The organism is Nonomuraea fastidiosa, assembly GCF_042751225.1.
GTDB lineage: Bacteria > Actinomycetota > Actinomycetes > Streptosporangiales > Streptosporangiaceae > Nonomuraea > Nonomuraea fastidiosa.
In genome coordinates, this window is record NZ_CP170570.1 from 6352546 (window position 1) to 6376182 (window position 23637).

Annotated in this window: 23 protein-coding genes and 1 pseudogene; 10 read left to right on the plus strand and 14 right to left on the minus strand. The window is 71.3% G+C overall.

Translation table 11 applies throughout. The features are described 5' to 3' along the window. Positions 1–224: 224 nt before the first annotated feature. The 5 genes from ACFMQL_RS29175 to ACFMQL_RS29195 all read left to right on the plus strand — a co-directional run bounded on the left by ACFMQL_RS29175 (position 225) and on the right by ACFMQL_RS29195 (position 5934). Positions 225–1187: an ATP-binding cassette domain-containing protein gene (locus ACFMQL_RS29175; RefSeq protein WP_364054096.1), complete on the plus strand. Its 963-nt coding sequence runs from the start codon at positions 225–227 to the stop codon at positions 1185–1187. Next, the gene (locus tag ACFMQL_RS29180; RefSeq protein ID WP_364054093.1) at positions 1184–1840 is read left to right on the plus strand and encodes a methionine ABC transporter permease; all 657 of its coding nucleotides are present in this window, start codon (positions 1184–1186) and stop codon (positions 1838–1840) included. Before ACFMQL_RS29175 ends, ACFMQL_RS29180 begins: the two co-directional genes overlap by 4 nt. A gap of 9 nt (positions 1841–1849) precedes the next feature. Further along, on the plus strand, positions 1850–2677 hold the full coding sequence (locus ACFMQL_RS29185; protein ID WP_364054090.1) for a MetQ/NlpA family ABC transporter substrate-binding protein: 828 nt from the start codon (positions 1850–1852) through the stop codon (positions 2675–2677). 320 nt (positions 2678–2997) lie between these two features. After that, positions 2998–4533, plus strand: coding sequence for an acyl-CoA synthetase (locus ACFMQL_RS29190; RefSeq protein WP_364054087.1), 1536 nt, complete (start codon positions 2998–3000; stop codon positions 4531–4533). A 159-nt stretch (positions 4534–4692) separates the two neighbouring features. Further along, positions 4693–5934 carry a S1C family serine protease gene (locus ACFMQL_RS29195; protein ID WP_378787980.1) on the plus strand — a complete coding sequence of 414 codons (1242 nt, stop codon included), beginning with the start codon at positions 4693–4695 and terminating at the stop codon, positions 5932–5934. Positions 5935–6020: 86 nt separating this feature from the next. Here the strand turns inward: ACFMQL_RS29195 and ACFMQL_RS29200 are convergent, their stop codons facing one another. The 9 genes and pseudogenes from ACFMQL_RS29200 to ACFMQL_RS29240 all read right to left on the minus strand — a co-directional run. After that, complete coding sequence (locus tag ACFMQL_RS29200) at positions 6021–6761, minus strand: ABC transporter permease (RefSeq protein WP_378787982.1); 741 nt, start codon at positions 6759–6761, stop codon at positions 6021–6023. Beyond that, complete coding sequence (locus ACFMQL_RS29205) at positions 6754–7635, minus strand: ABC transporter ATP-binding protein (protein ID WP_364054079.1); 882 nt, start codon at positions 7633–7635, stop codon at positions 6754–6756. The genes ACFMQL_RS29200 and ACFMQL_RS29205 overlap by 8 nt, the downstream gene beginning before the upstream one ends. Next, positions 7632–7973 (minus strand): transcriptional regulator, encoded by a 342-nt coding sequence (locus tag ACFMQL_RS29210; protein ID WP_364054076.1) that lies wholly within the window; start codon positions 7971–7973, stop codon positions 7632–7634. Before ACFMQL_RS29210 ends, ACFMQL_RS29205 begins: the two co-directional genes overlap by 4 nt. Further along, positions 7970–8599: a hypothetical protein gene (locus tag ACFMQL_RS29215; RefSeq protein WP_364054074.1), complete on the minus strand. Its 630-nt coding sequence runs from the start codon at positions 8597–8599 to the stop codon at positions 7970–7972. Before ACFMQL_RS29215 ends, ACFMQL_RS29210 begins: the two co-directional genes overlap by 4 nt. Before the next feature lie 79 nt (positions 8600–8678). After that, entirely contained in the window at positions 8679–10400 is a 1722-nt protein-coding gene (gene cydC / locus ACFMQL_RS29220) for a thiol reductant ABC exporter subunit CydC (protein WP_364054071.1), read from the minus strand. Further along, complete coding sequence (cydD, locus tag ACFMQL_RS29225) at positions 10397–12196, minus strand: thiol reductant ABC exporter subunit CydD (RefSeq protein WP_378787986.1); 1800 nt, start codon at positions 12194–12196, stop codon at positions 10397–10399. The genes cydC and cydD overlap by 4 nt, the downstream gene beginning before the upstream one ends. A gap of 54 nt (positions 12197–12250) precedes the next feature. Continuing rightward, a complete protein-coding gene (locus tag ACFMQL_RS29230; protein WP_378787988.1) occupies positions 12251–13015 on the minus strand; it encodes a cytochrome d ubiquinol oxidase subunit II in 765 nt (254 codons plus the stop codon). A 13-nt stretch (positions 13016–13028) separates the two neighbouring features. Further along, positions 13029–13511: a cytochrome ubiquinol oxidase subunit I gene (locus ACFMQL_RS29235; RefSeq protein WP_378790221.1), complete on the minus strand. Its 483-nt coding sequence runs from the start codon at positions 13509–13511 to the stop codon at positions 13029–13031. A gap of 27 nt (positions 13512–13538) precedes the next feature. Further along, positions 13539–14197: pseudogene (locus tag ACFMQL_RS29240) on the minus strand (cytochrome ubiquinol oxidase subunit I); the annotation flags it as partial. A 101-nt stretch (positions 14198–14298) separates the two neighbouring features. On the opposite strand from ACFMQL_RS29240, the gene ACFMQL_RS29245 reads away from it, so the two are divergent. Next, positions 14299–14634, plus strand: a complete 336-nt coding sequence (locus tag ACFMQL_RS29245) for a helix-turn-helix transcriptional regulator (protein ID WP_364054059.1) — start codon at positions 14299–14301, stop codon at positions 14632–14634. A 22-nt stretch (positions 14635–14656) separates the two neighbouring features. On the opposite strand, the gene ACFMQL_RS29250 is transcribed toward ACFMQL_RS29245, so the two are convergent. Beyond that, positions 14657–15310, minus strand: coding sequence for a permease prefix domain 1-containing protein (locus ACFMQL_RS29250; RefSeq protein ID WP_364054056.1), 654 nt, complete (start codon positions 15308–15310; stop codon positions 14657–14659). Between the two features lie 172 nt (positions 15311–15482). Between ACFMQL_RS29250 and ACFMQL_RS29255 the strand changes: the two genes are divergently transcribed. Further along, the gene (locus ACFMQL_RS29255) at positions 15483–15845 is read left to right on the plus strand and encodes a metalloregulator ArsR/SmtB family transcription factor (RefSeq protein WP_364054053.1); all 363 of its coding nucleotides are present in this window, start codon (positions 15483–15485) and stop codon (positions 15843–15845) included. Then, on the plus strand, positions 15802–16266 hold the full coding sequence (locus ACFMQL_RS29260; protein ID WP_378787990.1) for an SRPBCC domain-containing protein: 465 nt from the start codon (positions 15802–15804) through the stop codon (positions 16264–16266). Before ACFMQL_RS29255 ends, ACFMQL_RS29260 begins: the two co-directional genes overlap by 44 nt. Positions 16267–16441: 175 nt before the next feature. Here ACFMQL_RS29260 and ACFMQL_RS29265 read toward each other — a convergent pair whose 3' ends face one another. Next, positions 16442–17689, minus strand: a complete 1248-nt coding sequence (locus ACFMQL_RS29265) for a pentapeptide repeat-containing protein (protein ID WP_364054047.1) — start codon at positions 17687–17689, stop codon at positions 16442–16444. Positions 17690–17794: 105 nt separating this feature from the next. Between ACFMQL_RS29265 and ACFMQL_RS29270 the strand changes: the two genes are divergently transcribed. Together ACFMQL_RS29270 and trxA are read left to right on the plus strand one after the other, a co-directional pair. After that, positions 17795–19507 carry an ExeM/NucH family extracellular endonuclease gene (locus ACFMQL_RS29270; RefSeq protein WP_378787992.1) on the plus strand — a complete coding sequence of 571 codons (1713 nt, stop codon included), beginning with the start codon at positions 17795–17797 and terminating at the stop codon, positions 19505–19507. A gap of 117 nt (positions 19508–19624) precedes the next feature. Continuing rightward, positions 19625–20002 (plus strand): thioredoxin, encoded by a 378-nt coding sequence (gene trxA, locus ACFMQL_RS29275; RefSeq protein WP_364054041.1) that lies wholly within the window; start codon positions 19625–19627, stop codon positions 20000–20002. Between the two features lie 62 nt (positions 20003–20064). Here trxA and ACFMQL_RS29280 read toward each other — a convergent pair whose 3' ends face one another. The 3 genes from ACFMQL_RS29280 to ACFMQL_RS29290 form a co-directional block, all read right to left on the minus strand. Beyond that, positions 20065–20832, minus strand: coding sequence for an SAM-dependent methyltransferase (locus ACFMQL_RS29280; protein WP_378787994.1), 768 nt, complete (start codon positions 20830–20832; stop codon positions 20065–20067). A 179-nt stretch (positions 20833–21011) separates the two neighbouring features. Beyond that, positions 21012–22349: a class II 3-deoxy-7-phosphoheptulonate synthase gene (locus ACFMQL_RS29285; protein WP_364054035.1), complete on the minus strand. Its 1338-nt coding sequence runs from the start codon at positions 22347–22349 to the stop codon at positions 21012–21014. 91 nt (positions 22350–22440) lie between these two features. Then, the gene (locus tag ACFMQL_RS29290) at positions 22441–23637 is read right to left on the minus strand and encodes an FAD-dependent oxidoreductase (RefSeq protein ID WP_378787997.1); all 1197 of its coding nucleotides are present in this window, start codon (positions 23635–23637) and stop codon (positions 22441–22443) included.

The window sequence follows — 23637 nt, forward strand, 5'->3', positions numbered from 1 at the left end:
GTATGGGGCGAATGCCGGCCCGCTAGAAGCAGACCCACCCGCCCGTTCCTCGAAGTCGAAGGTCGTCATGATCAGACCAGGTCACGTGCTGCGCAGGCTGAGTCACCTGCCCTTCCACCCCGGCATGCACTGACTTCGGCGCGCCTCAGGCGCGCGCCAGCCCTTCCGGTGATGTTCGTTCCCGCGGCCCGCCACGCGGCCGCCCTCAGTCGTGGGGATTCTCCGTGATCCAGGCTTCCGGCCTGCGCAAGCAGTACGGCGACACCGTCGCGCTCGACGGCGTCGATCTGCATGTGCGCGAAGGCGAGATCTACGGCGTGCTCGGCCAGAGCGGCGCCGGCAAGAGCACGTTGCTGCGCTGCGTCAACCTGCTCGAACGCCCCACCGCGGGCACCGTCACCGTCGCGGGACAGGACCTGACCGCGCTCGGCGACCGCGAGCTCAACCGCGCCAGGCAGCGCATCGGCATGATCCACCAGCACTTCGCGCTGCTCTCCTCGCGCACGGTGGCGGGGAACGTGGCCTTCCCGCTGGAGATCATGGGCGTGCCCAAGGCCGAGCGCGAGCGCAGGGTGGCCGAGCTGCTGGAGCTGGTCGGCCTAGAGGGGCGCGGCAAGGACCGCCCGCACCAGCTCTCCGGCGGCCAGAAGCAGCGCGTCGGCATCGCCAGGGCCCTGGCGGGCAACCCGTCGGTGCTGCTGTCGGACGAGGCCACCTCGGCGCTCGACCCGGGTACCACGCAGTCGATCCTCGCCCTGCTCAAGCGGCTCAACACCGAGCTGGGCCTGACGATCCTGCTCATCACCCACGAGATGAACGTGGTCAAGAGCGTCTGCGACTCGGTCGCCATCATGTCGCGCGGCCGCATCGAGGAGTCCGGCGCCATCGCCGACCTCATCAGGACCCCGGGCTCCCGGCTGACCAGGGAGATCTTCCCGCTGCCCGAGCCCGCGCCCGCGGGGTCGGTGACGCTGACGTTCACCGGCGACCCGCGCCAGCCCGTGGTGTCGGAGGTGGTGCGCAAGTTCGACGTGGACCTCAGCATCCTCGGCGGCTCCATCGAGGACCTGGCGGGCGGCTCGGTCGGCCGGCTGCGCGTCGTGCTCGACGGCTCCGACCGGCAGGCGGCGCTGGCGTACCTGCGTGACTGCGGGCTGATCGTGGAGGAAGCGGGGGAGGCCGCGTGACCTGGGAAGAGATGCTGCCGCTGCTGGGCCCGGCGACGCTGGAGACGGCCGCCATGGTCGGCTGGTCCACGCTGTTCACGCTGCTGCTCGGGCTGCCGCTCGGCGTGGCGCTGGTGGTGTTCGACCGCGACGGCCTGCGCCCGCTGCCCGCGCTGAAGTCCGCGCTCGGGTTCGTCGTGAACGTGGGGCGCTCGCTGCCGTTCATCGTGCTGATGATCGCGATCATCCCGTTCACCCGGCTGGTCGTCGGGACCACCATCGGGACGGCCGCCTTCGTGGTGCCGCTGACCGTCGGCGCGGTGCCGTTCTATGCCCGGCTGGTCGAGACCGCGCTGCGCGAGGTCGGCAAGGACGTCGTGCAGGCGGCGCAGGCCATGGGCGCGAGCAGGACCGCGATCGTGCGCAAGGTCCTGCTGCCCGAGGCGCTGCCCGGCCTGGTCGCGGGCCTGACCGTGACCGTGGTGGCGCTCATCGGCTACTCCGCCATGGCCGGCACGCTCGGCGGCGGCGGGCTCGGCGACCTGGCCGTCCGGTACGGCTACCAGCGGTTCGAGACGCTCCTGATGATCGTGACGGTCGTGCTGCTGCTCGTCATCGTGCAAGTCCTGCAGAGCCTGGGCGACTGGGTCGCTCGGCGCCTATCGCACAAGTAAGGAAAAATCATGAAAATTCACCGCATTGTGGGTGCTGTCGCGCTGGCTCTGTCGCTCGCCGCATGCGGCACGTCGCAGTCGGCGACCGGCCCCACGCAGGCCGAGTCCGCCGACGACGTGATCAAGGTGGGCGTCAATCCGGTGCCGCACGCGGAGATCCTCAACTTCGTCAAGGACAACCTCGCCCCCGCCGCCGGGCTCAAGCTCGAAGTCGTCGAGTTCACCGACTACGTGCAGCCCAATGTGCAGCTCGAAGAGGGCAAGCTGACGGCCAACTACTTCCAGCACCGGCCGTACCTCGACGACTTCAACAAGAGCAAGGGCACGAACCTGACCTTCGTCGCGGGCGTCCACCTGGAGCCGCTCGGCCTGTACTCCAAGAAGGTCACCGACGTGTCGGCGCTGCCCAGCGGGGCCACCGTGGCGCTGCCCAACGACGCCACCAACCTGGGCCGCGCGCTCAAGCTGCTCGCCGACAACGGCCTGATCACGCTCAAGGACGGCGTCGGCACCGCCGCCACCGAGCGCGATGTGGCGCAGAACCCGAAGAACCTGCAGTTCAAGCCGCTGGAGGCGGCGCAGCTCCCGCGCTCGCTGGAGGACGTGGACGCCGCGGTCATCAATGGCAACTACGCCATCGAGGCCGGTCTCAAGCCCGCGTCGGAGGCGCTGGTGCTGGAGAAGACCGAGGGTAACCCGTACGTCAACGGCCTGGTCGTGCCGAGCGGCCACGAGAAGGACGCCAACATCGTCACCCTCGGCAAGCTGCTGCAGGACCAGAAGGTCAAGGACTTCATCCAGCAGAAGTACCAGGGCTCGGTCATCCCGGCCCAGTGATCCAGGCCGTCACCACCGGTGCAGCCGACGTGAGCGCCCGCCCGCGATAGAGCGCCCGCACGGGTCCGGCCCGGTGCGTCGCGGTTCCCGCGCGAACTCCGGTTCGCGCGGGCGTGAGATCCCGGCCCGGTGTCCGTTGCGGCCCCCGCGTGAGTTCCGGCTCGCGCGGGGGCTGTTCCGGTTCTGCTGGGCCGTTGCGGTTCCGGCGGGGCTATTCCGGTTCTGCTGGGCCGTTGCGGTTCTGGTGTGGGCCGTTCCGGCTCTGATGCCGGCTGTTTCGGTTCTGGCGGGTGGCAAAGTAACCGAATACTGTTCTGTTCATGTATCCGGGAGCCATCGCAGCAGTCACCCCCGACAAGCCCGCTGTGATCATGGCGGGCTCCGGACGCGTCATCACCTACCGCGAGCTGGACGAGGAGTCGAACCGGCTGGCCCACCTGTTCCGCTCCGCCGGCCTGCGCCCCGGCGACCACGTCGCCTTCATGCTGCCCAACCACCCGCTCTTCCTCGCCGTCGCCTGGGCCGCGCACCGCGCCGGCCTGTACTACACCCCCATCAGCTCCCGGCTGCAGACCGACGAGCTGGCCTACATCGTCGGCAACTGCGGCGCCCGGGTCTTCATCTCCAGCGCCGACCTGGCCGCCGTCGCCACCTCCGTCACCGCCGCCACCCCGGACGTCGAGCTGCGGCTCATGCTCGACGGCGAGGCCGAGGGCTTCACCTCGTACGAGCGGGCCGTCGCCGCCCACCCGGCGACGCCCATCGCGGACGAGTGCACCGGTGCCGACATGCTCTACTCCTCCGGCACGACCGGCCGCCCCAAAGGCGTCAAGGTGCCCGCCTCGCACGGCCCGCTGGAGGAGCCCGGCATGCTGCTCAAGCTCATCCAGGCCCTGTTCGCGCCGACGGCTGGCAGCGTCTACCTCTCGCCCGCCCCGCTCTACCACGCCGCGCCGCTGCGCTACTGCATGTCGTTCCAGCGCCTCGGCGCCACGGTGGTGGTGATGGAGCGCTTCGACCCCGAGCAGTACCTGGCGGCGGTCGAGCGGTACGCGGTGACGCACACGCAGCTCGTACCGACGATGTTCATCAAGATGCTGAAGCTGCCGCAGGAGGTCCGCGCCAAGTACGACGTCTCCTCGCTCAAGTACGCCATCCACGCCGCCGCGCCCTGCCCCATCCCGGTCAAGGAGCAGATGATGCAGTGGTGGGGACCGATCATCCACGAGTACTACGCGGGCACCGAGGGCAACGGCTTCCTCTACGTCGGCCCTGAGGACTGGCTGACGCACAAGGGCACGGTCGGCCGCTCCCTGCTCGGCATCGTGCACATCTGCGACGAGAACGGCGATGACCTGCCGCCGGGCGAGCACGGCACGATCTACTTCGAGAAGGGCGGCCGCTTCGAGTACCACGGCGACCCCGACAAGACCCGCTCGGCCCAGGACCCGAAGGGCAGGGGCTGGACGACGCTGGGCGACATCGGCTACCTCGACGAGGAGGGCTTCCTGTATTTGACCGACCGCCGCTCGTACATGATCATCTCAGGTGGTGTGAACATCTACCCGCAGGAGGCCGAGAACGTGCTGTCGGTGCATCCGAAGGTGGCCGACGTGGCGGTGTTCGGCGTGCCGGACGAGGAGATGGGCGAGCAGGTCAAGGCCGTGGTCGAGCCGGTGAACATGGACGAGGCGGGACCGGAGCTGGAGTCGGAGCTGATCGCGTACTGCCGCGAGCACCTGGCCCACTACAAGTGCCCCAAGTCGGTGGACTTCCGGGCCGAGCTGCCCCGCCACCCGACCGGCAAGCTTTACAAGCGGCTGCTGAGGGACGAGTACTGGCCCGCCGGACGTTAAGAAAGATCGAACGGAGGCTCCGCACCCCGCGCGCCCGCCGCGAGCTCGTCCGATGAGCGCCGCATCAGGGCGTGCGGCGCCCGCGGAATTCCGCTCTTAGCCCGCTCTTACGAGAGTCTTGACACCCTTGAAGCAGAGGGATTCGAGGGAGATGACAGGATGAACGCGAACGAGCCTCGCGAGCAGGGTCCCGAGCGGCGGGACTCCGGTGGGTGGAGCCAGTTCGGCGCCACCCCGCCGATAGCCGGGGGCTTTCCCCGACGGGAGACGATCGTCATGGAGGTGCCGCCGCCACCGCCGGCGCAGCCCGAACAGGCGCGCTTCACCGTCGGCCAGAAGGTCATCGCGGGTCTCGCCATGGCCGCCATGGCCGTCGTCGGCGGCGTCGTGGGGGCCGCTGTCGCCACCTCGTTCCAGCCTGAGCCGGTCGCGAGCAGCGCTCCCGTGACTCCCGGCCCCGTCTTCAAGTCGGCCTCCGACCAGCTCACGGTGGCCGAGGTGGCGGCCAAGGTGCAGCCCACGGTCGTGATGATCAAGGGGCAGACCGGTGAGGGCTCCGGCGTGGTGCTGTCGGAGGACGGCATGATCCTCACCAACAACCACGTGGTCGTGGGGGCGGGCCAGGGCGGCCAGATGACGGTCAAGTTCAGCGACGGCAAGACAGCGCGGGCCACCATCGTCGGCACCGACCCGGCGACCGACCTCGCCGTCATCAAGGCCGAGGGCGTCTCGGGCCTGGTCAAGGCCACGCTCGGCGACAGCGACAAGCTCAGGGTCGGCGACCCGGTGCTGGCCATCGGCAGCCCGCTCGGCCTCGACGGGTCCGTCACGGCGGGCATCGTCAGCGCGCTCGACCGTACGCTGAACCTCGGCAACCAGGAGCGCAGGCAGCTCCCGCCCGGCTGGCCGCAGGCCAATGAGAGCATGCCCACCACGATCGGTGGCGCCATCCAGACCGACGCCTCGATCAACCCCGGAAACTCCGGCGGTGCGCTGGTGAACGCGGCGGGCGAGCTCGTCGGCATCAACACCGCGATCGCCTCCGAGGCGGCGGGCGGCGGCGTCGGCTTCGCCATCCCGGTCAACACCGCCAAGCAGGTCTCCGAGCAGCTCATCTCCAGCGGCAAGGTCACGCACGCCTGGCTCGGCGTGAGCGTGACCGACGCCACCGGCGACGTGCCAGGCGCGCTGATCAGAGAGGTCACCCCCGGAAGTCCGGCGGACAAGGCCGGACTGCAGCAAGGCGACCTCATCACGAAGATCGGTGACAAGATGGTTGACGGAGGCGATACCGTTGTTGGGCAGGTCAGAGGTTTCAAACCCGGCCAAGAGGTCAAGATCACATATATGAGGGATGGCGACAGTCACGAGGTGAACGTCACCCTCGCGGAGAACGCGTAACACACGGGACCCCCTCATGGACGGGTGTGTCGTCGAGATCGCTGCGGACTCGGCGGCACACCCCCCCAGTTCTCCGGCACATCCCCTCAGGTGAAGCGCCGCCCCTCGTCGCGGCGGTACGCCCACACGGCCCCTACGGCGGCCAGCACCGTCCAGCCGGCCAGCGCCGCCAGCGCCACCCCGTCGGGCGTCGTGCCCGCCGTCACCGCCCACAGCAGCTCGGCCACGCCACGCGCGGGCGTGAACGGCGAGACCGCCTCCACGACCCCCGGCAGGATCTGCGGCGGCAGCAGCAGCCCGCCCAGCACGCCGAGCGGAAAGAACAGCAGCTGCGACACCGCGATCGCCGCCTTGGCGGTCAGCAGGAACCCGACGCACAGCCCCATCAGCATGAACGGCACCGAGCCCGCGACCAGCGTCGCCAGCGCCGCGAGCAGCCGCACCGGCGTGATGACGGCCACGGTGAACAGCGCCGCGACCAGCAGCACCGGCACCACCCCGAGCAGGATCTGCACCACCGCGGCGAGGATCCGCCCCGCGAAGCGGGGGAACGGCCCGGCGGGCAGCGTGCGGACGTAGGGGTTCCAGGGCTGCTCGCGGTCCTGCGACACCGTGACCGCCAGCCCGATGATCGCCTGTGACATCGCGCCGAACAGCATCAGCGACGCCGTCGCCATCGTGGCCGCCCGCGGATCGTCACCGGCGAACGGCACCACGAACGCCAGCAGCGCTATGGCCGGGAACAGCGCGCCCGCCGCCAGGCCGATGGGCACTCTGAGCTGTTCGAGCAGCAGGACGCGGGTGTGCGCGGCGACCAGGCTAGACATGGGCCGACTCCTTGCCGGTGATCGTGAGGAACGCCTCTTCCAACGTGGTGGGCCTGATCTCCAGGCCGGAGAACGGCGCGCCGCTGCGGACCAGCTCGACCACCAGCCGGTCGGGGTCGGTGGTGACCAGGGTGATCCGGTCGCCGGCCCGCTCGCTGCCGAGCACGCCGGGCAGTTCGGGCAGGCGCTCGGCCACCAGCGAGACGCGCCGCACGCCCACCAGGCCGCGGATCGCGTTCACCGTGTCGTCGGCCAGCACCCGGCCGTGGCCCAGCACCACGACCCGCTCGGCCAGCGCCTCGATCTCCTCCAGGTAGTGGCTGGTCAGCAGCACCGTGCCGCCGCTGTCGTGAAAGGCCGTGACGCCCGCCCACAGGGCGTGCCTGGCCTCGACGTCGAGACCGGTGGTCGGCTCGTCGAGGAAGACCAGCCGCGGGTTCCCGGCGAACGCGAGCGCCACCGCCAGCCGCCGCCGCTGACCGCCCGACAGCCCGCCGACCTGACGCCCGGCCAGGTCGTCGAGCCCGAACCGGCCGAGCAGCTCCTTCCTGCCGACCGGATCGGGGTAGTGGGCGCAGACGAAGTCGACCACCTCGCCGACCCGCAGCGACTCCGGCAGCCCCGTCTCCTGCGGGGTCACGCCGATGCCGCGCCGCGTCACCGGGTCGAGCGGCGAGCCGCCGAGCAGCTCGATGGTGCCCGACGTCGGCCGGCGCAGCCCGGCGAACAGGCTGAGCAGCGTGGACTTGCCGGCCCCGTTGGGGCCCAGCAGGCCGACCAGCTCGCCCGCCCCGATGTCGAGCGAGACGCGGTCGAGCGCCACCACGTCGCCGTAGCGGCGGGTCACCTCTAAGGCGCGGGCCAGAACCGTCATCGGACTCCTCCAGCGTTGTCCAGCAGGGCGCGGATCGCCGCGGTGTACTCCTCGAAGGCCAGCCGCCCGCGCTTGGTCAGCGCCACGTACGTGACGGGCGTGCGGCCCCTGTGTGTCTTGGTGATGCGGACGTAGCCGGCGTCCTCCAGCTTGGTGAGGTGCACCGACAGGTTGCCCGCCGTCATGCCGAGCAGTTCCTTGAGCGAGTTGAACGCCATCTCGTCGCCGTCGGCCAGCACGTTGAGCGCGGCCACCACGCGCAGCCTCGCCTGGGCGTGGATCACCGGGTCCAGCTCGGGCGGCGCGCCCCCTGGCTTGTTCTCCGCGTCCCCGCTCACCCGCGCTGCCTCCGCCACAGCCACAGCCCGGCCGCGATGAACCCGCCGCCCAGCAGAACCGCCGTCAGCAGCGCGTGCGGGCCGGGGCCGAGCAGCACGCCCAGCGCGTTCACACCGGCCGTCCAGCCGCCGATGAAGAACATCGGCCAGTTGAGCCAGATGGCGCCGCCCAGCATGTAGAGCAACGCGACGACCAGCAGCGGGCCGCCCGCCCACAGCAGGCCGCGCTCGGCGGCGGGCAGCATCGGGCCCAGCCTGATCGCGATGAGCGAGGCCAGCACCATGCCCGCCAGCCACGCGTAGCCGTACATCGCGCCCCTGGCCGAGGTGTCGCCGCGCACCGACTTGTTCATCTTGACGATCCCGTACGCGGACACCGCCCCCGCCACGATCATGGCCCCCATCAGCACGCTCACCGCCTGCATCTGCGAGATCGGCAGGTAGGAGCGCCCGTCGAGGCCGTAGTGCAGGAACAGGGCGGCGAAGCCGAGCAGCCAGGACACCCCCCACGGGACGTAGAGCAGGCGCGGGTCGCCCTGCAGCAGCCGCACGGTGGCGTGGCTCTGCTCCTCGATGACCCGCAGCATCTCCTCGGGGCTGGGCGCGCGCTCATCGTCATCGACCATGCAAACTCCTCGAATCAGTAAAGTAGTTTGCACTTTAAACCTGATGGCGTCGCCAACTCAACTCGCGGGCACGGGGCGGTCACCGCCGGGTGAGGACCTCCGACTCCCACAGGTCGCGGTAGTAGCCGGGCACGCGTACCAGCTCGTCGTGCGTGCCGCGCTGCGTCACCCGGCCGTCCTCCAGCACGATCACCTCGTCGACCGACTCCAGGCCCTTGAGCCGGTGGGTCACCAGCAGCGTCGTGCGGTCGCGGGTGACGTCGAGCAGATCCTCCATGAGCCGGTCGGCGGTCTCCTCGTCGAGCGCCTCGGCCGGCTCGTCGAGCAGCAGCACAGGCGGGTCGTACAGCAGCGCCCTGGCCAGCGCCAGCCGCTGGAGCTGGCCGCCCGACACCGTCCTGCCGTCCTCGCCCAGCTCGGTGTCCCAGCCGGTCCGCTCGACCCAGCCGTCCAGGCGGGCGTCGCGCACCGCCCGCAGCAGCCGCTCGTCGTCCGCGTCGGGGCCCGCCAGGCGCAGGTTGTCGCGCAGGCTCGCGCGGAAGATGTACGGGTCCTGGGTGAGGCCGGTCATGAGGGCGCGTACGTCGTCGCCCGGCAGGTCGCGCACGTCCACGCCGTTCACCGTGATGCGGCCGGAGTCGGGCTCGACCAGGCGCATGAGGGCGGCCAGCAGCGTGCTCTTGCCCGCGCCGCTCGGCCCGACGATCGCCACCCGCCGGCCGGGCTCGACCCGCAGCGACACCCCGTCGAGCGCCGGGCGACCGCCGTAGGGGGCCGGGTGGTCGCCGTCGCGTGCCTCCCCGTCGAGCGCCGGGTGGCGGACCACGAGGTCCTCGATCTCGATGGTGAGCGGCGGCTCGGGGCGGGGCTTGGGCGCGGCGGGCTCGGTGACGGCCGGCTCCGACGAGCGCACCTCGCGCAGCCGCCGCAGCGCCGCCGTGATGCCCGCCATCCGCTCGCCCGCCGCCGCCAGCGGCAGCACCGGCTCGAACGCCACCAGCCCGGTCAGAGCGAGCACCGCCGTGCCGACCGAGTCCACGCCCGCCGACTGGGCGAGCAGCACCACGGCCGCCACGGTCAGGCCCTGCAGCAGGGTGCCGCCGGCCAGGGCGGCGGCGTGCACGCGGGCCTGGCGGCGTTCGAGTGCGGCCAGCGCGTCATCGGCCGCCAGCGCCCGGTCCAGGGCCGCCCCGTCCGCGCCGTACGCGGCCAGGTCGGCCGAGCCGTGCACCAGGTCGGCCACCCGGCCCGCCAGCGCCGCCCGCGCCGGGGCGATCCGCGCCGACCAGCGGCGCGCCGCGGCGGCCGTGCCCGCGGGCAGCAGCACCCCGGCCAGCGCCAGGCCCGCCAGCAGCACCAGCGCCGCCACCGGCAGGATCGTCAGCCCGATGACCACGGCCGCGAGGCCGGCGATCGCCGCGGCCACGGCCGGCAGCAGGCAGCGGACCAGCAGGTCCTGGACGGCCTCGGTGTCGTCCACCATGCGGCTCAACAGATCGGCACCGCCGTGGCGGGGGCGCTGCGGCGGGATGAGCGCCTCGTACAGGTCCTCCCTGGTGCCCGCCTGGGCGCGCAGGGCGACGTCGTGGCCGGTGAGGCGCTCGGCGTAGCGGAAGACGCCCTTGCTCGTGGCGAACGCCCTGGTCGCCACGATCGCCACGCTCAGCGCGGCCAGCGGCGGCTGCTCGGCGGCCCGGGTGATCAGCCAGGCGGCCGCCGCGATGAGCCCGAGACCGGCCAGGTCGGCCGCCGACCCGGCCAGCACCGCCCACCACAGGCGCAGGCCCAACCGCCGCTTCATCGTCCGCTCCCTTCCCCACGTGCTTGCCCGGCAGGCGCGCCGTCCCGAGCCTCCGCGTGTGCCTGCTGGGCCCGCTCGCCGTCCTCTGGCTCCGCGTGTGCCTGCTGGGCCCGCTCGCCGTCCTGAGGCGCCACGCGTACGTCCTCGGCCGCCGCGCCATCCGCCCGGGTGCCGGTCCTGGCGGTGTCGGAGAGGATGCGGCCGTCGTGGACGCGGATCACGCGGTCGGCGAGCTCGATCATGGCGGGCCGGTGCGCGACGATGACCGCCGTACGGCCCTGGGCCAGCTTGGCGGTGGCCGCCACCACCGCGGCCTCGCTGCGGCCGTCGAGCCGGGCCGTGGGCTCGTCGAGGAGCAGCACCGAGGCGTCGGGGCGGCAGAAGGCGCGGGCCAGGGCGACCCGCTGGCGCTGCCCCGCCGACAGGTTCGCGCCGCGCTCGCCCAGCACCGTGTCGAACCCCTGCGGCAGATCGGCGACGAAGTCGGCGTGCGCCGCCTCGGCCGCCCTGCGCACGTCGTCGAGCGAGGCGGAGGGGGCCCCGAGCCGGATGTTGTCGGCCACCGACGCGGCGAACAGATGCGGCCGCTGCGCCACGAAGGCGAGCCTCGCCCGCCACCCCGCGAGGTCGAGCTCGCGCAGGTCGGCACCGTCGATCAGGACCCGGCCCGAGGACGGCTGGACGAAACCGAGTATGAGGTGGAGCAGCGTGCTCTTGCCGCCGCCGCTCTCGCCCACCAGCGCCACCCGCTCGCCCGGCGCGATGGTCAGCGAGACGTCCTCAAGGGCGGGCGTGTCGCGGCCGGGGTAGCGCACGGTGACGTTCTCCAGCCGGATCTCCGGCGCGCCGCCGCCCGTGACCTCGCGGGTCCCGCCCGTGCGCTCGCCGGTCTCGGCGTCCAGGACGGCGAAGGCCGCGTCGGCCGCCGCCACGCCCTCCATGGAGGCGTGGAAACGCGTCCCCATGGCCCGCAGCGGCAGGTACGCCTCAGGCGCGAGCAGCAGCACCAGCAGCGCCGTCGTCAGGTCCAGCGAGCCGCCGAGCAGCCGCAGCCCGATCGGCACCGCGACCAGTGCCAGCGACAGCGAGGCGCACAGCTCCAGCACGAGCGACGACAGGAACGCCACCCGCAGCGTCCGCATGGTGGCGCTGCGGTGCGCGTCGGCGACCTGCCGGATGACGCCGGCCTGGTAGCGGGCCCGGCCGAAGGCGCGCAGCGTGGGCAGCCCGCGCACGACGTCGAGGAAGTGGCCGCCGAGCCGCGACAGCGCCTTGAACTGACGTTCGGTGACGGCCTTGGTGGTCATGCCGACGAGCGCGCCGAAGATCGGGATCAGCGGCAGCGTCACCAGCACGATCACGGCGCTGGCCAGGTCGGCGGCGAACAGCCGGACGAGCACGGCCAGCGGCACGACACCGGCCACGGCGATGGACGGCAGGTAGCCGGTCAGGTAGTTGTCGAGCCCGTCGAGACCGCGTCCGGCGAGCGTGACCAGCTCGCCGGAGCGGTGGGCGGTCAGCCGGGCGGGGCCCAGCTCGCGCAGCCGTCCGAGCAGCCGCCGGCGCAGCGCGGACTTGACGCCGGTGGCGGTGCGCCCGGCGAAGACGCCCTGTGTCCAGGCCAGCAGCGCCCGCACCCCGACCACGGCCGCCAGTACGCCGAGCGCGGCCGCGGTGAACCGCCCGGACAGCACGCCCGCGAGCAGCTCGGCCTGCACCAGCACGAGCAGCCCCGCGAGCACGGCGGCGGCCATGGTGACGGCGAGATGCGTGCGGACCGCGCGCTCGGCCCGCATGAGCGAAAGCAAACCCTTGTGCACAGAGCCCCTAGTAGTAGCCCTCGGTGGTCCTCAGAAGAACGACGGGAGCAGGACGGCGTCCTTGCCTGGCCGGAAAGTGCGCCATACCCATACTTGCGCCCCTACCAGGATGGGCGCGACAGGCAGGACCATGAGACTGAGCACATTCAGCGTGGCCAAGGGAGCGGTGTGCTCCAGCAGGTACGGCATCGCGGCCACCAGCACCCCGAGCGCGGGCAGCGCGGCCGCCGCCCCCGACACCAGCAGCGCCCGCCCGGACCGCGCGGCCCCGAACACGCCGGGCGTGCGCCAGGCCAGGAACGTCCAGCCGTGGAAGGCGAACAGCAGCGTCACCACGACGCCGAGCAGCAGCCCGAGCGGGTGCACCGCGGGGGCCTGGAAGCCGGTGGCGGCGGCGTACAGGGCCATGCCCCAGCCGGCGGACAGGCCGAGCGAGCCGAATGCGATGGCGGCGTCCCAGAAGCCCCGCCAGACCGTGCCGCCGGCCCTGCGGCGGAACCACAGCCCGGCATCGCGCAGCACCCAGCTCAGCAGCATGGCCACGACCAGCGGATACAGGGCGGACAGCACCCGGCCGTCCAGCAGCGGGTAGACCCCGGCGAGCGTCCCGCCCACGGCGACCAGCCACACCTCGTTGGCCAGCACGTACGGGGCGATCGCGGCCACCATGCGGTCCCGGTCGGCGCGCGTCCTGCCGAGCAGCGGCAGCAGCAGCCCCACACCGAGGTCGAAGCCCTCAAGGGCGAAGTAACCGGTCAGCAGCACCGTGAAGACGGCGAACCACAGCAGCTCCATCGTCAGCACCTCTTCAGTAGGTCAGGGCGGGGGAGGGCGTGCTCTCGGCGGCGGCGCCGAGGTCGGGCGCCTGCGGGCCCCGCCTGATCGCGCGGGCGATGAGCACGTAGTCGACGACCGCCAGCAGCCCGAGCACGGCGGTGAATCCGATCAGCGAGGTCGTCACCATGCCGGCGGTCAGGCCGGGCGTCATGGCGTCGGCGACGGTGAGCCGCTCCCAGATCATCCACGGCTGCCTGCCGATCTCCCTGGCCATCCAGCCGAGGATCGCCAGGATGAACGGCAGCGGTGTCATCAGCATGAGCACCGGGTGCGCCCAGCGGGCCCGCGGCAGCACCCGGATCAGCGGCAGCATCACGAACAGCACGACCAGCGCCAGGAGCTGGCCGATCTCGATCATGAAACCGAGCGCCACGGACGCCGGCACGTTGCCGCTGCCGAACTTGCCCTCGGCGACGCCGCCGAACTGGGCGTAGCCGAAGGCGACGGTCACCATGATGCCGAGGGCGGCGGCGAGCACGCCAGTGCGCAGCGACCGGCCGAAGAACTCCGTCTCCTCCGCGCGCCGCCACAGCCGGTACGCGCTCGCGCCCACCAGCACCATCCCGCCGGTGAACAGCCCGGCCCCGATGACGTGCGGGAACGAGAAGGTCAGCGCCTTGTTGGTGAGCAGCGCGCCGAAGTCCGCCAGCCGCAGCCGCTCGCCGTCGGCGACGGCGCCCGCCGGGTTCTGCAGGAACGAGTTGGCGACCATGATGAAGAACGCGCTCGCGTACGCGGTGAGCGTCACCGCCCAGATGCAGGCCACGTGCGCCCACTTGGGCAGCCGGCCCAGCCGAAGATCCACAGGCCGAGGAAGGTGGACTCCAGGAAGAAGGCGAGCAGCGTCTCCATGGCGAGCGGCGCGCCGAACACGTCGCCCGCGTAGTCGGTCAGCCCGCTCCACGCCAGCCCGAACTGGAACTCCATGACGAGCCCGGTCACGATGCCGAGCGCGTAGTTGATCACGTAGATCTGCCCCCAGAAGCGCGTCATGCGCTCGTGCAGCGGCTGCCCGGTCCGTGCCCACCGGGTGTGCATGATCGCCACGAGTGGCGCCAGGCCCAGCGTGAGCACCACGAACAGGAAGTGCAGGCTGCCGGTCAACGCGAACTGTGTGCGTGCCAGATCCAGGACGTCCATCACCGCTCCGAAGTCGTGTCCCTCGATACGTAGGTAGCCTACACGTAGAAAGTCTACATGTAGACTGGCTACATGGGAGACCGGTCACTAGGATCGAAGTCATGAATCCGGACGCGTTGCGCGGGCACATGGACGCTCTGCTGCTCTCCGTGCTGGAGGACGAGCCGCTGCACGGCTATGCCATCATCGAGGCCCTGCAGGAGCGCAGCGGGGGAGTGCTCAGCGTGCCCACCGGCACCGTCTATCCGGCGCTGCGCAGGCTCGAGCGCATCGGTTACCTGTCGAGCGAGTGGGCGACCGTGGGCGGGCGCAAGCGCCGCACCTATCGGCTCACCGAATCGGGGAGGAAGCAGCTTCAGGGAGAGCGATCGGCCTGGCGGGAGTTCTCCACCGTGATCGGCAGCGTGCTGCGCGCCGAGTCCGCAGCGCTGGGGTGAGCCGGGCTGGGGTGAGCCGGGCTCAGGAACGCGTCACGCGCACGCACTGCGTGGCGCCGTAGATCTGCAGGCCCCACATCGCCGAGGTGACCAGGTTCGCCAGCAGGGCCGGCAGCGGGGCGAGCGAGGCCGAGGTGTCCAGGGCGAGCGACAGCACCAGCGACAGCCCGGCGGTGATCGCCAGCGTGCCGAAGACCATGAAGGCCATCGACCTGATGGCGAGACGGGGCCGCTTGATCCAGCGGGCGCCCCTGCTCAGCGCGAAGACCACCAGGCCGCCGTACACGCCGGTGGCGAGCTGGAGCACGTCGATCAGCTCGGAGACGACGCCGGACCAGGCGGGCGCGGCGGCCCAGGCGGCGGCGTCGCCGGGGTAGATCCGCCACAGCACCGACCACATCGCGACCGTGATCGGCACGCTCACGAACAGCAGCGTGCCCAGCCGCCGGCCCGACGCGGCGGTCAGCTCCATCTGGTAGCCGGGGGTGATCTCGGCGATGTCGCCGAACTCCTTCACCGCCTGCCGCTCGGCCTCCTCCCGATCGAGCCCTTCGGCCTCGAGTGCCTCGGCGGTGTCGAGCAGGCTGTCACGTGCCTCGACGACCAGGTCGCGCTTGGGTCCCGGAGGGCCGCACAGGGCCCGATCAAGCTCGGACACGTAGTCGTCGATGAGCATGGCTCAAGTCTAGAGAGCACGACCCTGGGCTTCATCGGGGAATTCCCTGATATTGCGCCGGAGGCCGGGGGTGACATGTAGGAAAAAACCTACGTATAGTGTCCGACATGCCCATCTCCTTACTCGCGACCGTCGCTGCTCGCGCCCGCGGCCATGTGAAGGGCGGCCGGACGTGAGCACCGACCACGTCTTCAGCGCCCTGGCCAGCCCGGTGCGGCGCGAGCTGCTGCGCCTGCTGCTCGACGAGGGCGCCCAGCCCGCCGGGCGGCTGGCCGAGCACTTCGACATGAGCAGGCCCAGCGTGTCGGAGCACCTCAAGGTGCTCAAGGACGCGGGGCTGGTCTCCGAGAGCCGCAGGGGCCGCGAGCGCCACTACCGGCTGGAGGCGGGGCCGCTCATGGAGATCCGCGACTGGCTCAGCCCGTACGAGCGCTTCTGGCGGGAACGTCTCGCCGCGCTCTCCACCCTGCTCGACGACATGGAGGACGACGATGCCACCGACCCTGCCCCCGGCGGGAACCCCCAAGACCGATGACGACCGCCGGGCCATCAGGCTCGATCAGGTCCTCGCCCACCCGCCGGCCAAGGTGTGGCGGGCGCTCACCGAGCCGGAGCTGATGGCCCGCTGGCTGATGCCGAACGACTTCAAGCCCGAGGTCGGCCACCGCTTCACGTTCACCACCACGCCCAGGCCGCAGGTCGGCTTCGACGGGATCGTGCGCTGCGAGGTGCTGGCCATCGAGCCGGAGAAGCTGCTCAGGCTCGCCTGGAGCGACGGCCGGGCGGACTGGACCGTGACGTGGCGGCTGGAGCCCGAGGGCAAGGGCACCCGGCTCTTCCTCGACCACGAGGGCTTCGATCCGGACGACGAGCTGCAGCAGATGTCGCGGCGCATCATGGGCGGCGGCTGGCGCGGGCACTTCGCCGCCATCGAAGAGATCGCCGCCGAGTTCTGACCCCTGCCTGGGCGGCGGTCGGCGGGGAACGCCCCAGTGAGCCGGGGACGCGTCCGGTGCGGCCTGTCCAGGCCGCCCTTGCCGCGGAACGACCCGGCGCGCCGGGGACGCGTGCTCGCCGGTGCGCGAAGCCGCGTCGTACCGGAATCCGTGTCTCACAGAACGGCCGCCCGGGTCAGCGCCCCCACCGGCCGTGACCGGCTCGGCGGCGCATCTCCGTCGTGGCGAAGGCGAAGCCGGCGTCGGTGGCCTGGTCGCCGGGCCGCAGGCCCGCGTAGAGGGCGGCCGGCCCGTCGGGCGCGGCGCCGGTGTCGTCGGGGCCGTCGCCGCGGCTTCCGCTTCCGTGTTCTCCGCTGTGTTCGCTCCCGTGCAGCGTGCGCTCGCCGGCCGGTGCCCGCCGCCGGGAGAGCCGGCGCAGCATCGGCCAGCGCAGGCTGAGCCGCACCCCGCGCGGCGTGAACGCGAACGTGCAGTCCTCGACCCGCACCCCCGACGGGTGCACCAGCCCCGCGAAGCGGCACGTCGTCAGGTCGAGCCCGTGCAGGACGAGGTCGCCGGCGTCGACATGGCGCAGCGAGGTGAGCGTGGACCTGCCGCGCCCGGTCACGGTGGCCGGGCCGTGCAGCACCGCGCCCTCCAGATCGGCCTGGGAGTCGGTGAGGCGCACGTTGGCCGGGCCGGTCACCTCGACGCCTCGCAGGTCGACGCCGCAGCGCGCCACCGCCACGTCGAGCAGCCCGTCGGCGCGCGCCCTGGCCGCCGACAGCCGGCCGGTGGCCGACAGGTAGGCGTCGGAGGCGAAGTGGGCGGCCTCGAACCAGGCGTGCCCCCTGACCTTGCGGAACGACAGCGTACGGCCGAAGCGCGCGCCCCTGAAGACCCCGCCGTCGCCCAGGCCGGCGCCGTCGAAGGTGGCGTACCCGTCGAACCTGGCCCGCTCGCACGACAGCCCGTGCCCGAAGTCGGCCTCGCTGAACAGCGCGTCGCGCGACATCACGGCCTGGTCGAGCGAGACGTGCCCGCGTACGGTCACGCCATGGAAGGACAGTTCGCGGCCGAACCTGACGCCCGCGAGCGACACGTTGCCCTCGAAACGGGCCCCGAAGAACGAGGCCAACCGGTCGAACCTGGCGCCGTCAAGGGACACGTCGCCGCAGAAGGTCACCCCGGACAGCCGCACGTCGCCGGTGAACCTGGCCCGGTCGAGGCGGGCGCGTCCCGGGCGGCCGCCGGTGGCGTCGAGCACCATGCCGAGCAGGGTACTGGTGACGGTGGTGCCGCGCAGGTCGAGCAGGCGGCCGGGGGAGAGCCCGGCGAGCGCCGCGCGCGAATCCTCGGGGCCGAGGTGGGCAAGGCACAGGCCGGTGGGACGGCTAGCGATTCCTGTGCAACCAGCGGAATGCGCGCAGGTGACCCAGTCCATGCACAAGTGATACCCGCAACCGCCGATGTCAAGGTTCGACAATTTAATGTTCTAGCCATCTTTATGTGGAAATAGGCAGCCGGAATTAGCCGTAAAGTGCCGGACATGCAAGCTTTATCGCGAGCGTCCCTGGCCGCCGTCGTCGCGGCCTGCGCGGCGCTGCCCGCCGCCCCGGCCGCCGCCGACCCCGCTCCAGGGGCGAGCGCCGCCTGCGCCACCCCCGCCTCCCACCGCATCGCGCAGGTTCAGGGCGCCGGGGACGCCAGCCCTCTGGCCGGACAGACCGTGCGCGTCGAAGGCGTCGTCACCGCCGACTTCCAGCGGACCGACCAGCTCAGCGGCTTCTTCCTGCAGGATCCGCGGCCCGACGCCGATCCGGCCACGTCCGAGGGGCTGTTCGCGTACGCCCGCGAGTCGGTCAGGGACGTCAAGGTCGGCGACCGCGTCCTGATCACCGGCACGGTCACCGAGTACAACGGCTGGACCGAGCTGTCGCCCGTCACCGCCGTGGACGTCTGCGGCACGGGCCGGGTGGCGCCGCTGCCGTACCGGCTGCCGGTGGCGGCGGGCGCGAGCCTGGAGCAGGTCGAGAACATGCTGCTGACCTTCCCGCAGCCGCTGACCGTCAGCGACCACTACAACCTGGGCCGCTACGGCGAGGTCACGCTCTCCGCGCAGGGCCTCTTCCAGCCGACCGACCGGCACGGCGTGGACGCCGCCGGGAACGAGCGCCGCGCGCTGCTCGTGGACGACGCCTCCACCCGGGAGAACCCCGCGACGCTGCCGCCCGTCGTACGCGCGGGCGACGTGGCGCGCGGCGTCACCGGCGTGCTCGGCTACGGCTTCGGCTCCTACCGGCTCCAGCCCACCGAGCCCATCGCGTACGCGAGCGCCGGCCCGCGCCCGGCCAGGCCGGCCCGGGTGGGCGGCAACGTCAAGGTGGCCTCCTTCAACACCCTCAACTGGTTCACCACGCTCGGCTCGCGCGGCGCGGACAACGCGGAGGAGCAGCGGCGCCAGCTCGCCAAGCTGGTGTCCGCGCTCAAGGGGCTCGACGCCGACGCGGTCGCCCTCATGGAGGTCGAGAACAACGGCCAGACCGCGCTCCAGGCGCTCGTGGACGCGGTCAACGCCGAGGTCGGCGCCGGTACGTACGCCGCGCTCGCGCACCCGTACCCCGGCACCGACGCCATCCAGGTCGGCATCATCTACAAGCCGGGCAAACTGACCCCGGTCGGCGCGGCGACGTCGTCGCAGGACCCGGTGTTCAGCCGTCCGCCGCTGATCCAGACCTTCCGCAGGAAGGGCGGCGGCCAGCCGTTCACCATGCTGGTCAACCACCTCAAGTCGAAGGGAAGCTGCCCGTCCGGCGGGCCCGACGCCGACCAGGGCGACGGCCAGAGCTGCTGGAACGCCACCCGCGTCGCCCAGGCCAAGGCCCTGCTCGGCATCATCGAGGAGCAGGACCTGCCCCACCCGATCGTGCTCGGCGACCTCAACGCCTACGGCGAGGAGGACCCGATCCGCACGCTCGAAGCGGGCGGCCTGGCCAGTGTCACCAAGCGGTTCGTGCCCGCCGGGCAGCGCTACAGCTACCTGTTCGACGGGCTGGCGGGCGAGCTGGACCACGCCCTCGTCGGCCGGCAGCTGCTCAAGCGGGTCAGCGGCGCCACGATCTGGCACATCAACGCCGACGAGCCGCGCATCCGCGACTACAACACCGAGTTCAATCCGCCGGATCTCTACCGGCCCGACGCCTACCGATCTTCCGACCACGATCCCCTGGTCATCGGCCTGAACCTGCCCGGCGGCCGCTGATCCGCGCGGGCGCGGTCGCCAAGAGGGGCCGCGCCCGGCGCCGGAGCATGGAATGCTGGGTGTGGGTACGTGGTTGAGACGGATGCACTGCTAGCGACAACGAGCAAGGAGCCACTTGTGGCGACCATCGAAGTAACCGAGAAGAACTTCAACGAGATCGCCGACAAGGGGATCGTGCTGCTCGACTTCTGGGCCGAGTGGTGCCCGCCGTGCAAGAAGTTCGGTCCGATCTTCGAGCAGGCGTCGGACAAGCACGAGGACATCACCTTCGGCAAGATTGACACCGACGCTGAGCAGGGGCTGGCTCAGGGGTTCGACATCACCTCGATCCCGACGCTGATGGCCATCCGCGACGGCATCGTCGTCTTCGCGCAGGCCGGCGCCATTCCGGCGCCCGCGCTTGAAGACCTCATCCGTCAGGTCAGGGCCCTCGACATGGACGCGATCAGGGCCGAGCTCGCCGAGGAGCTGAAGAACGCCCAGCAGCAGAACTGAGCTTCCGACACGCGTGAGGCCCCGCCGGACGACGGCGGGGCCTCACGCGCGTGCGGCCGGCGTCAGAGCTTGCGTGCGACGCCGACGTAGCCGAACGTGATGTTGTCGCCGAGCGGCTTCTCCTCGTCGGGACGCCAGCGGGCCGGGAACGTCAGCCCGGGCTCGGCCAGCTCGTAGCCCTCGAAGAAGCGCTCGATGTCCTCGCGCGTGCGCAGGTTGAGCTGGGCCGTCGACTTCTTGTAGATCTCCAGCGCCTGCGGCGTGATGTCCGGCGTCGGGTCGACGGCGTGGCTGATCACCAGGTAGCTGCCGGGCACGCTGGCCGCGCGCAGCTTGGCCACCAGGTCGTAGGCGTGCTCGTCCTCGATGAAGTGCAGCAGCGCCAGCATCAGGAACGCCACCGGCTTGTCGAAGTCGATCAGCCCGCGCAGCTTGCCGAGCAGCACGTCCGGCTCGCGCACGTCGGCCTGGAGGAAGTCGACGTTCTCCTTCCTGGCCAGCAGCGCCCTGCCGTGCACGCACACCACCGAGTCGTAGTCCACGTAGACGACGCGCGCCTGCGGGGCGATCTCGTGCGTGTTGCCCTGCGTGGGCAGGCCGGCGCCCAGGTCCACGATCTGCTCGATGCCGGCGTCCACCAGATAGCGCACGGCGCGGCGCAGGAAGTCGCGGTTCGCCCTGGCGCCTTCCTTGGTGTGCGGGAATTTCTTCAAGATCTCTTCGGCCGCTGCCCGATCGGCCGCGAAGTTGTCCTTGCCGTCGAGGAAGTAGTCGTACATACGCGCGACGTTGGGGACGCTCGGGTCGACCCCCTCCGGAGCACCAGCCACGTCATTTCTCCTGAAATATGAGAGCTTTTGCGGGCGATCATAGCTCTCATACCTCACCTTTCTCTCAGGTTCCGGAATGCCCGCCGATGAGACCTGGATCACTCTTTATCGAAAAGCGCGAACGGCGGGCCGGAGCATCACTCCGGCCCGCCGTCCGGCCACGCTGAGTAAGCGACGCGTCAGCCGCGGTAGAGCTCGGCCACCTGGAAGGCGAGGTCGAGCGACTGGCTGCGGTTGAGCCGCGGGTCGCAGGCCGTCTCGTAGCGGGTGGCGAGATCGGCCTCGTTGATCTCGTGGCCGCCGCCCACGCACTCGGTCACGTCGTCACCGGTGAACTCGATGTGGATGCCGCCGGGGTGGGTGCCGAGCGAGCGGTGCACCTCGAAGAAGCCGGCCACCTCGTCGAGCACGTCGTCGACGCGCCGCGTCTTGTGGCCGCTCGGCGCCTCGAACGTGTTGCCGTGCATCGGGTCGCACACCCACGCGACCCGCGCGCCGGACGCGGTGACCTCTTTGACCAGCGCGGGCAGGTGCTCGCGGATCTTGGATGCGCCCATCCTGGTGATGAACGTCAGCCGCCCCGCCTCGTTGGCCGGGTTGAGCTTCTCCACCAGCGCGAGCGCCTCGTCGGGCGTGGTGGTGGGCCCGAGCTTGACGCCGATCGGGTTGCGGATCTTGGAGAAGAAGTCGACGTGCGCCCCGTCGAGCTGGCGGGTGCGCTCGCCGATCCAGACCATGTGGGCCGACACGTCGTACGGCAGCCCCGTGCGCGAGTCGATGCGCGTGAGCGCACGGTCGTAGTCGAGGATCAGCGCCTCGTGCGAGGAGTAGAACTCGACCGTGTGGAACTCCTCGGGGTCGGCCCCGCAGGCCCGCATGAAGGCGAGCGCCTGGTCGATCTCCCTGGCCAGCTGCTCGTAGCGGCGGCCCGCGGGTGACTCGGCGACGAAGTCCTGGTTCCACGCGTGCACCTGGCGCAGGTCGGCGTAGCCGCCCTTGGTGAAGGCGCGGGCCAGGTTGAGCGTCACGGCGGAGGAGTGGTACGCCTTGAGCAGCCGCCACGGATCGGGCGTGCGGGCCTCCGGCGTGAAGTCGAACCCGTTGACCATGTCGCCCCGGTACGCCGGCAGCTCCACGCCGTTGCGGACCTCGGTGGGCTTCGAGCGCGGCTTGGCGAACTGCCCCGCGACCCGGCCGATCTTGACGACCGGCACCCGGCCGGCATAGGTCAGCACGATCGCCATCTGCAGCAACGTCTTCAGCTTCTGCCGCACGTTGTCGGCGGTCGCGCCCGCGAACGTCTCAGCGCAGTCGCCGCCTTGCAGGACGAACGCCTCACCGCGCGCTACGGCCGCCATCTGCTCCTTGAGCTGGTCGCACTCGCCGGCGAAGACCAGCGGGGGCAGGCCGCCGAGCTCGGCGACAACCTTGTCGAGCTCGCCGCGGTCGGGCCAGTCAGGCTGCTGCGCCGCGGGGAGGGCTCGCCAGGAATCGAGATCCACTAGATTGCTGCTCACGAGATACGAGGGTATTCCACTGGCTCGACCCCACCGACCCCCTTGTCCACGTTGTGAGAATGCGGTTATACGGGTGCGAACCCAGAGGAGGTCAAGGCTCCTTTGCCAAGAGGTGCTCGGGCCGTACGCCGAGGCCGATCATCCGCGCCGCCAGCGCGTTGAGCACCGGGATCCGCGTCAGGTCGCGGGGCAGCCTGTCGGGGTCGAAGCCGTCGGTGAGCGCGGGGCTGATGAACCTGTCCTGCACGAACCGCTGCACCGCCTGCGTGATCAGGGTGGGCGGCATGCGGCGCCGCTGCACCAGGTGCAGCGCCCGCTCGGGGAGCGGCCTGCCGTACCTGAGCGGTCCGGCCAGCAGGTTGGCGGTGGCGACCGCGTCCTGCACGGCCAGGTTGATGCCCACGCCGAAGACGGGCGACATCGCGTGCGCGGCGTCGCCGATGCACAGCAGCCCCGGCAGGTGCCAGCGGCGCAGCCGGTCGAGGCGGACGGTCAGCACGCTGACGTCGTCGAAGCTCCTGATCAGCTCGGTCCGGCCGGCCAGCCAGGGCAGCAGCTCGGCGACCGGCCCGCGCAGCGCGTCGATGCCCTGGCGTGTCAGGCGGTCGTAGCCGCCCTTGATGATCACGTACGCGAGCTGCCAGTAGTCGCCCCGGTTGATGGCGACCATGAGGCGGTTCTTCGCGATCCGCAGGAACGGGTCCTGCCGGTCGCCCGGCTCCCGGGGCAGCCGGAACCACACCACGTCCATGGGCGCGCCGAGGTCCTGCGGCACCAGGCCGGCCTTCGCGCGCAGCACCGAGGTACGGCCGTCGGCGGCCACGGTCAGGTCGGCCCTGATCTCGTGCTCGCCTGACGGGTCGCGGTAGCGCAGCCCGCGGACCGCGCCGTTCTCGCGGATCAGGTCCGTGGCCTCGGCGTTCATGAGCAGTTTGAACGTGGGGTACCGGGCCGCCGCCCGCGTGATGAGCGTGAGGAAGTCCCATTGCGGGACGAACGCTATGTAGTGGAACTTGCCGGGCAGGTGGCTCATGTCGGCCAGCCTGATGGCGCCGGAGTCCGAGACGAGGCTGAGGTTGTACGCCTTGTAATGGGGGAGCTTGTGGAACTCCTCCGCCAGGCCCAGCTCGTCGAGCACCTGCAGGGTCGAGGGGTGGATGGTGTCGCCTCTGAAGTCCCGCAGGAAGTCGTTGTGCTTCTCCAGCAGCGTCACCTCGACGCCTGACCTGGCCAGGAGAAGGGCCAGCATCGCACCGGCCGGGCCGCCTCCCGCTATGACAGTTCCCAT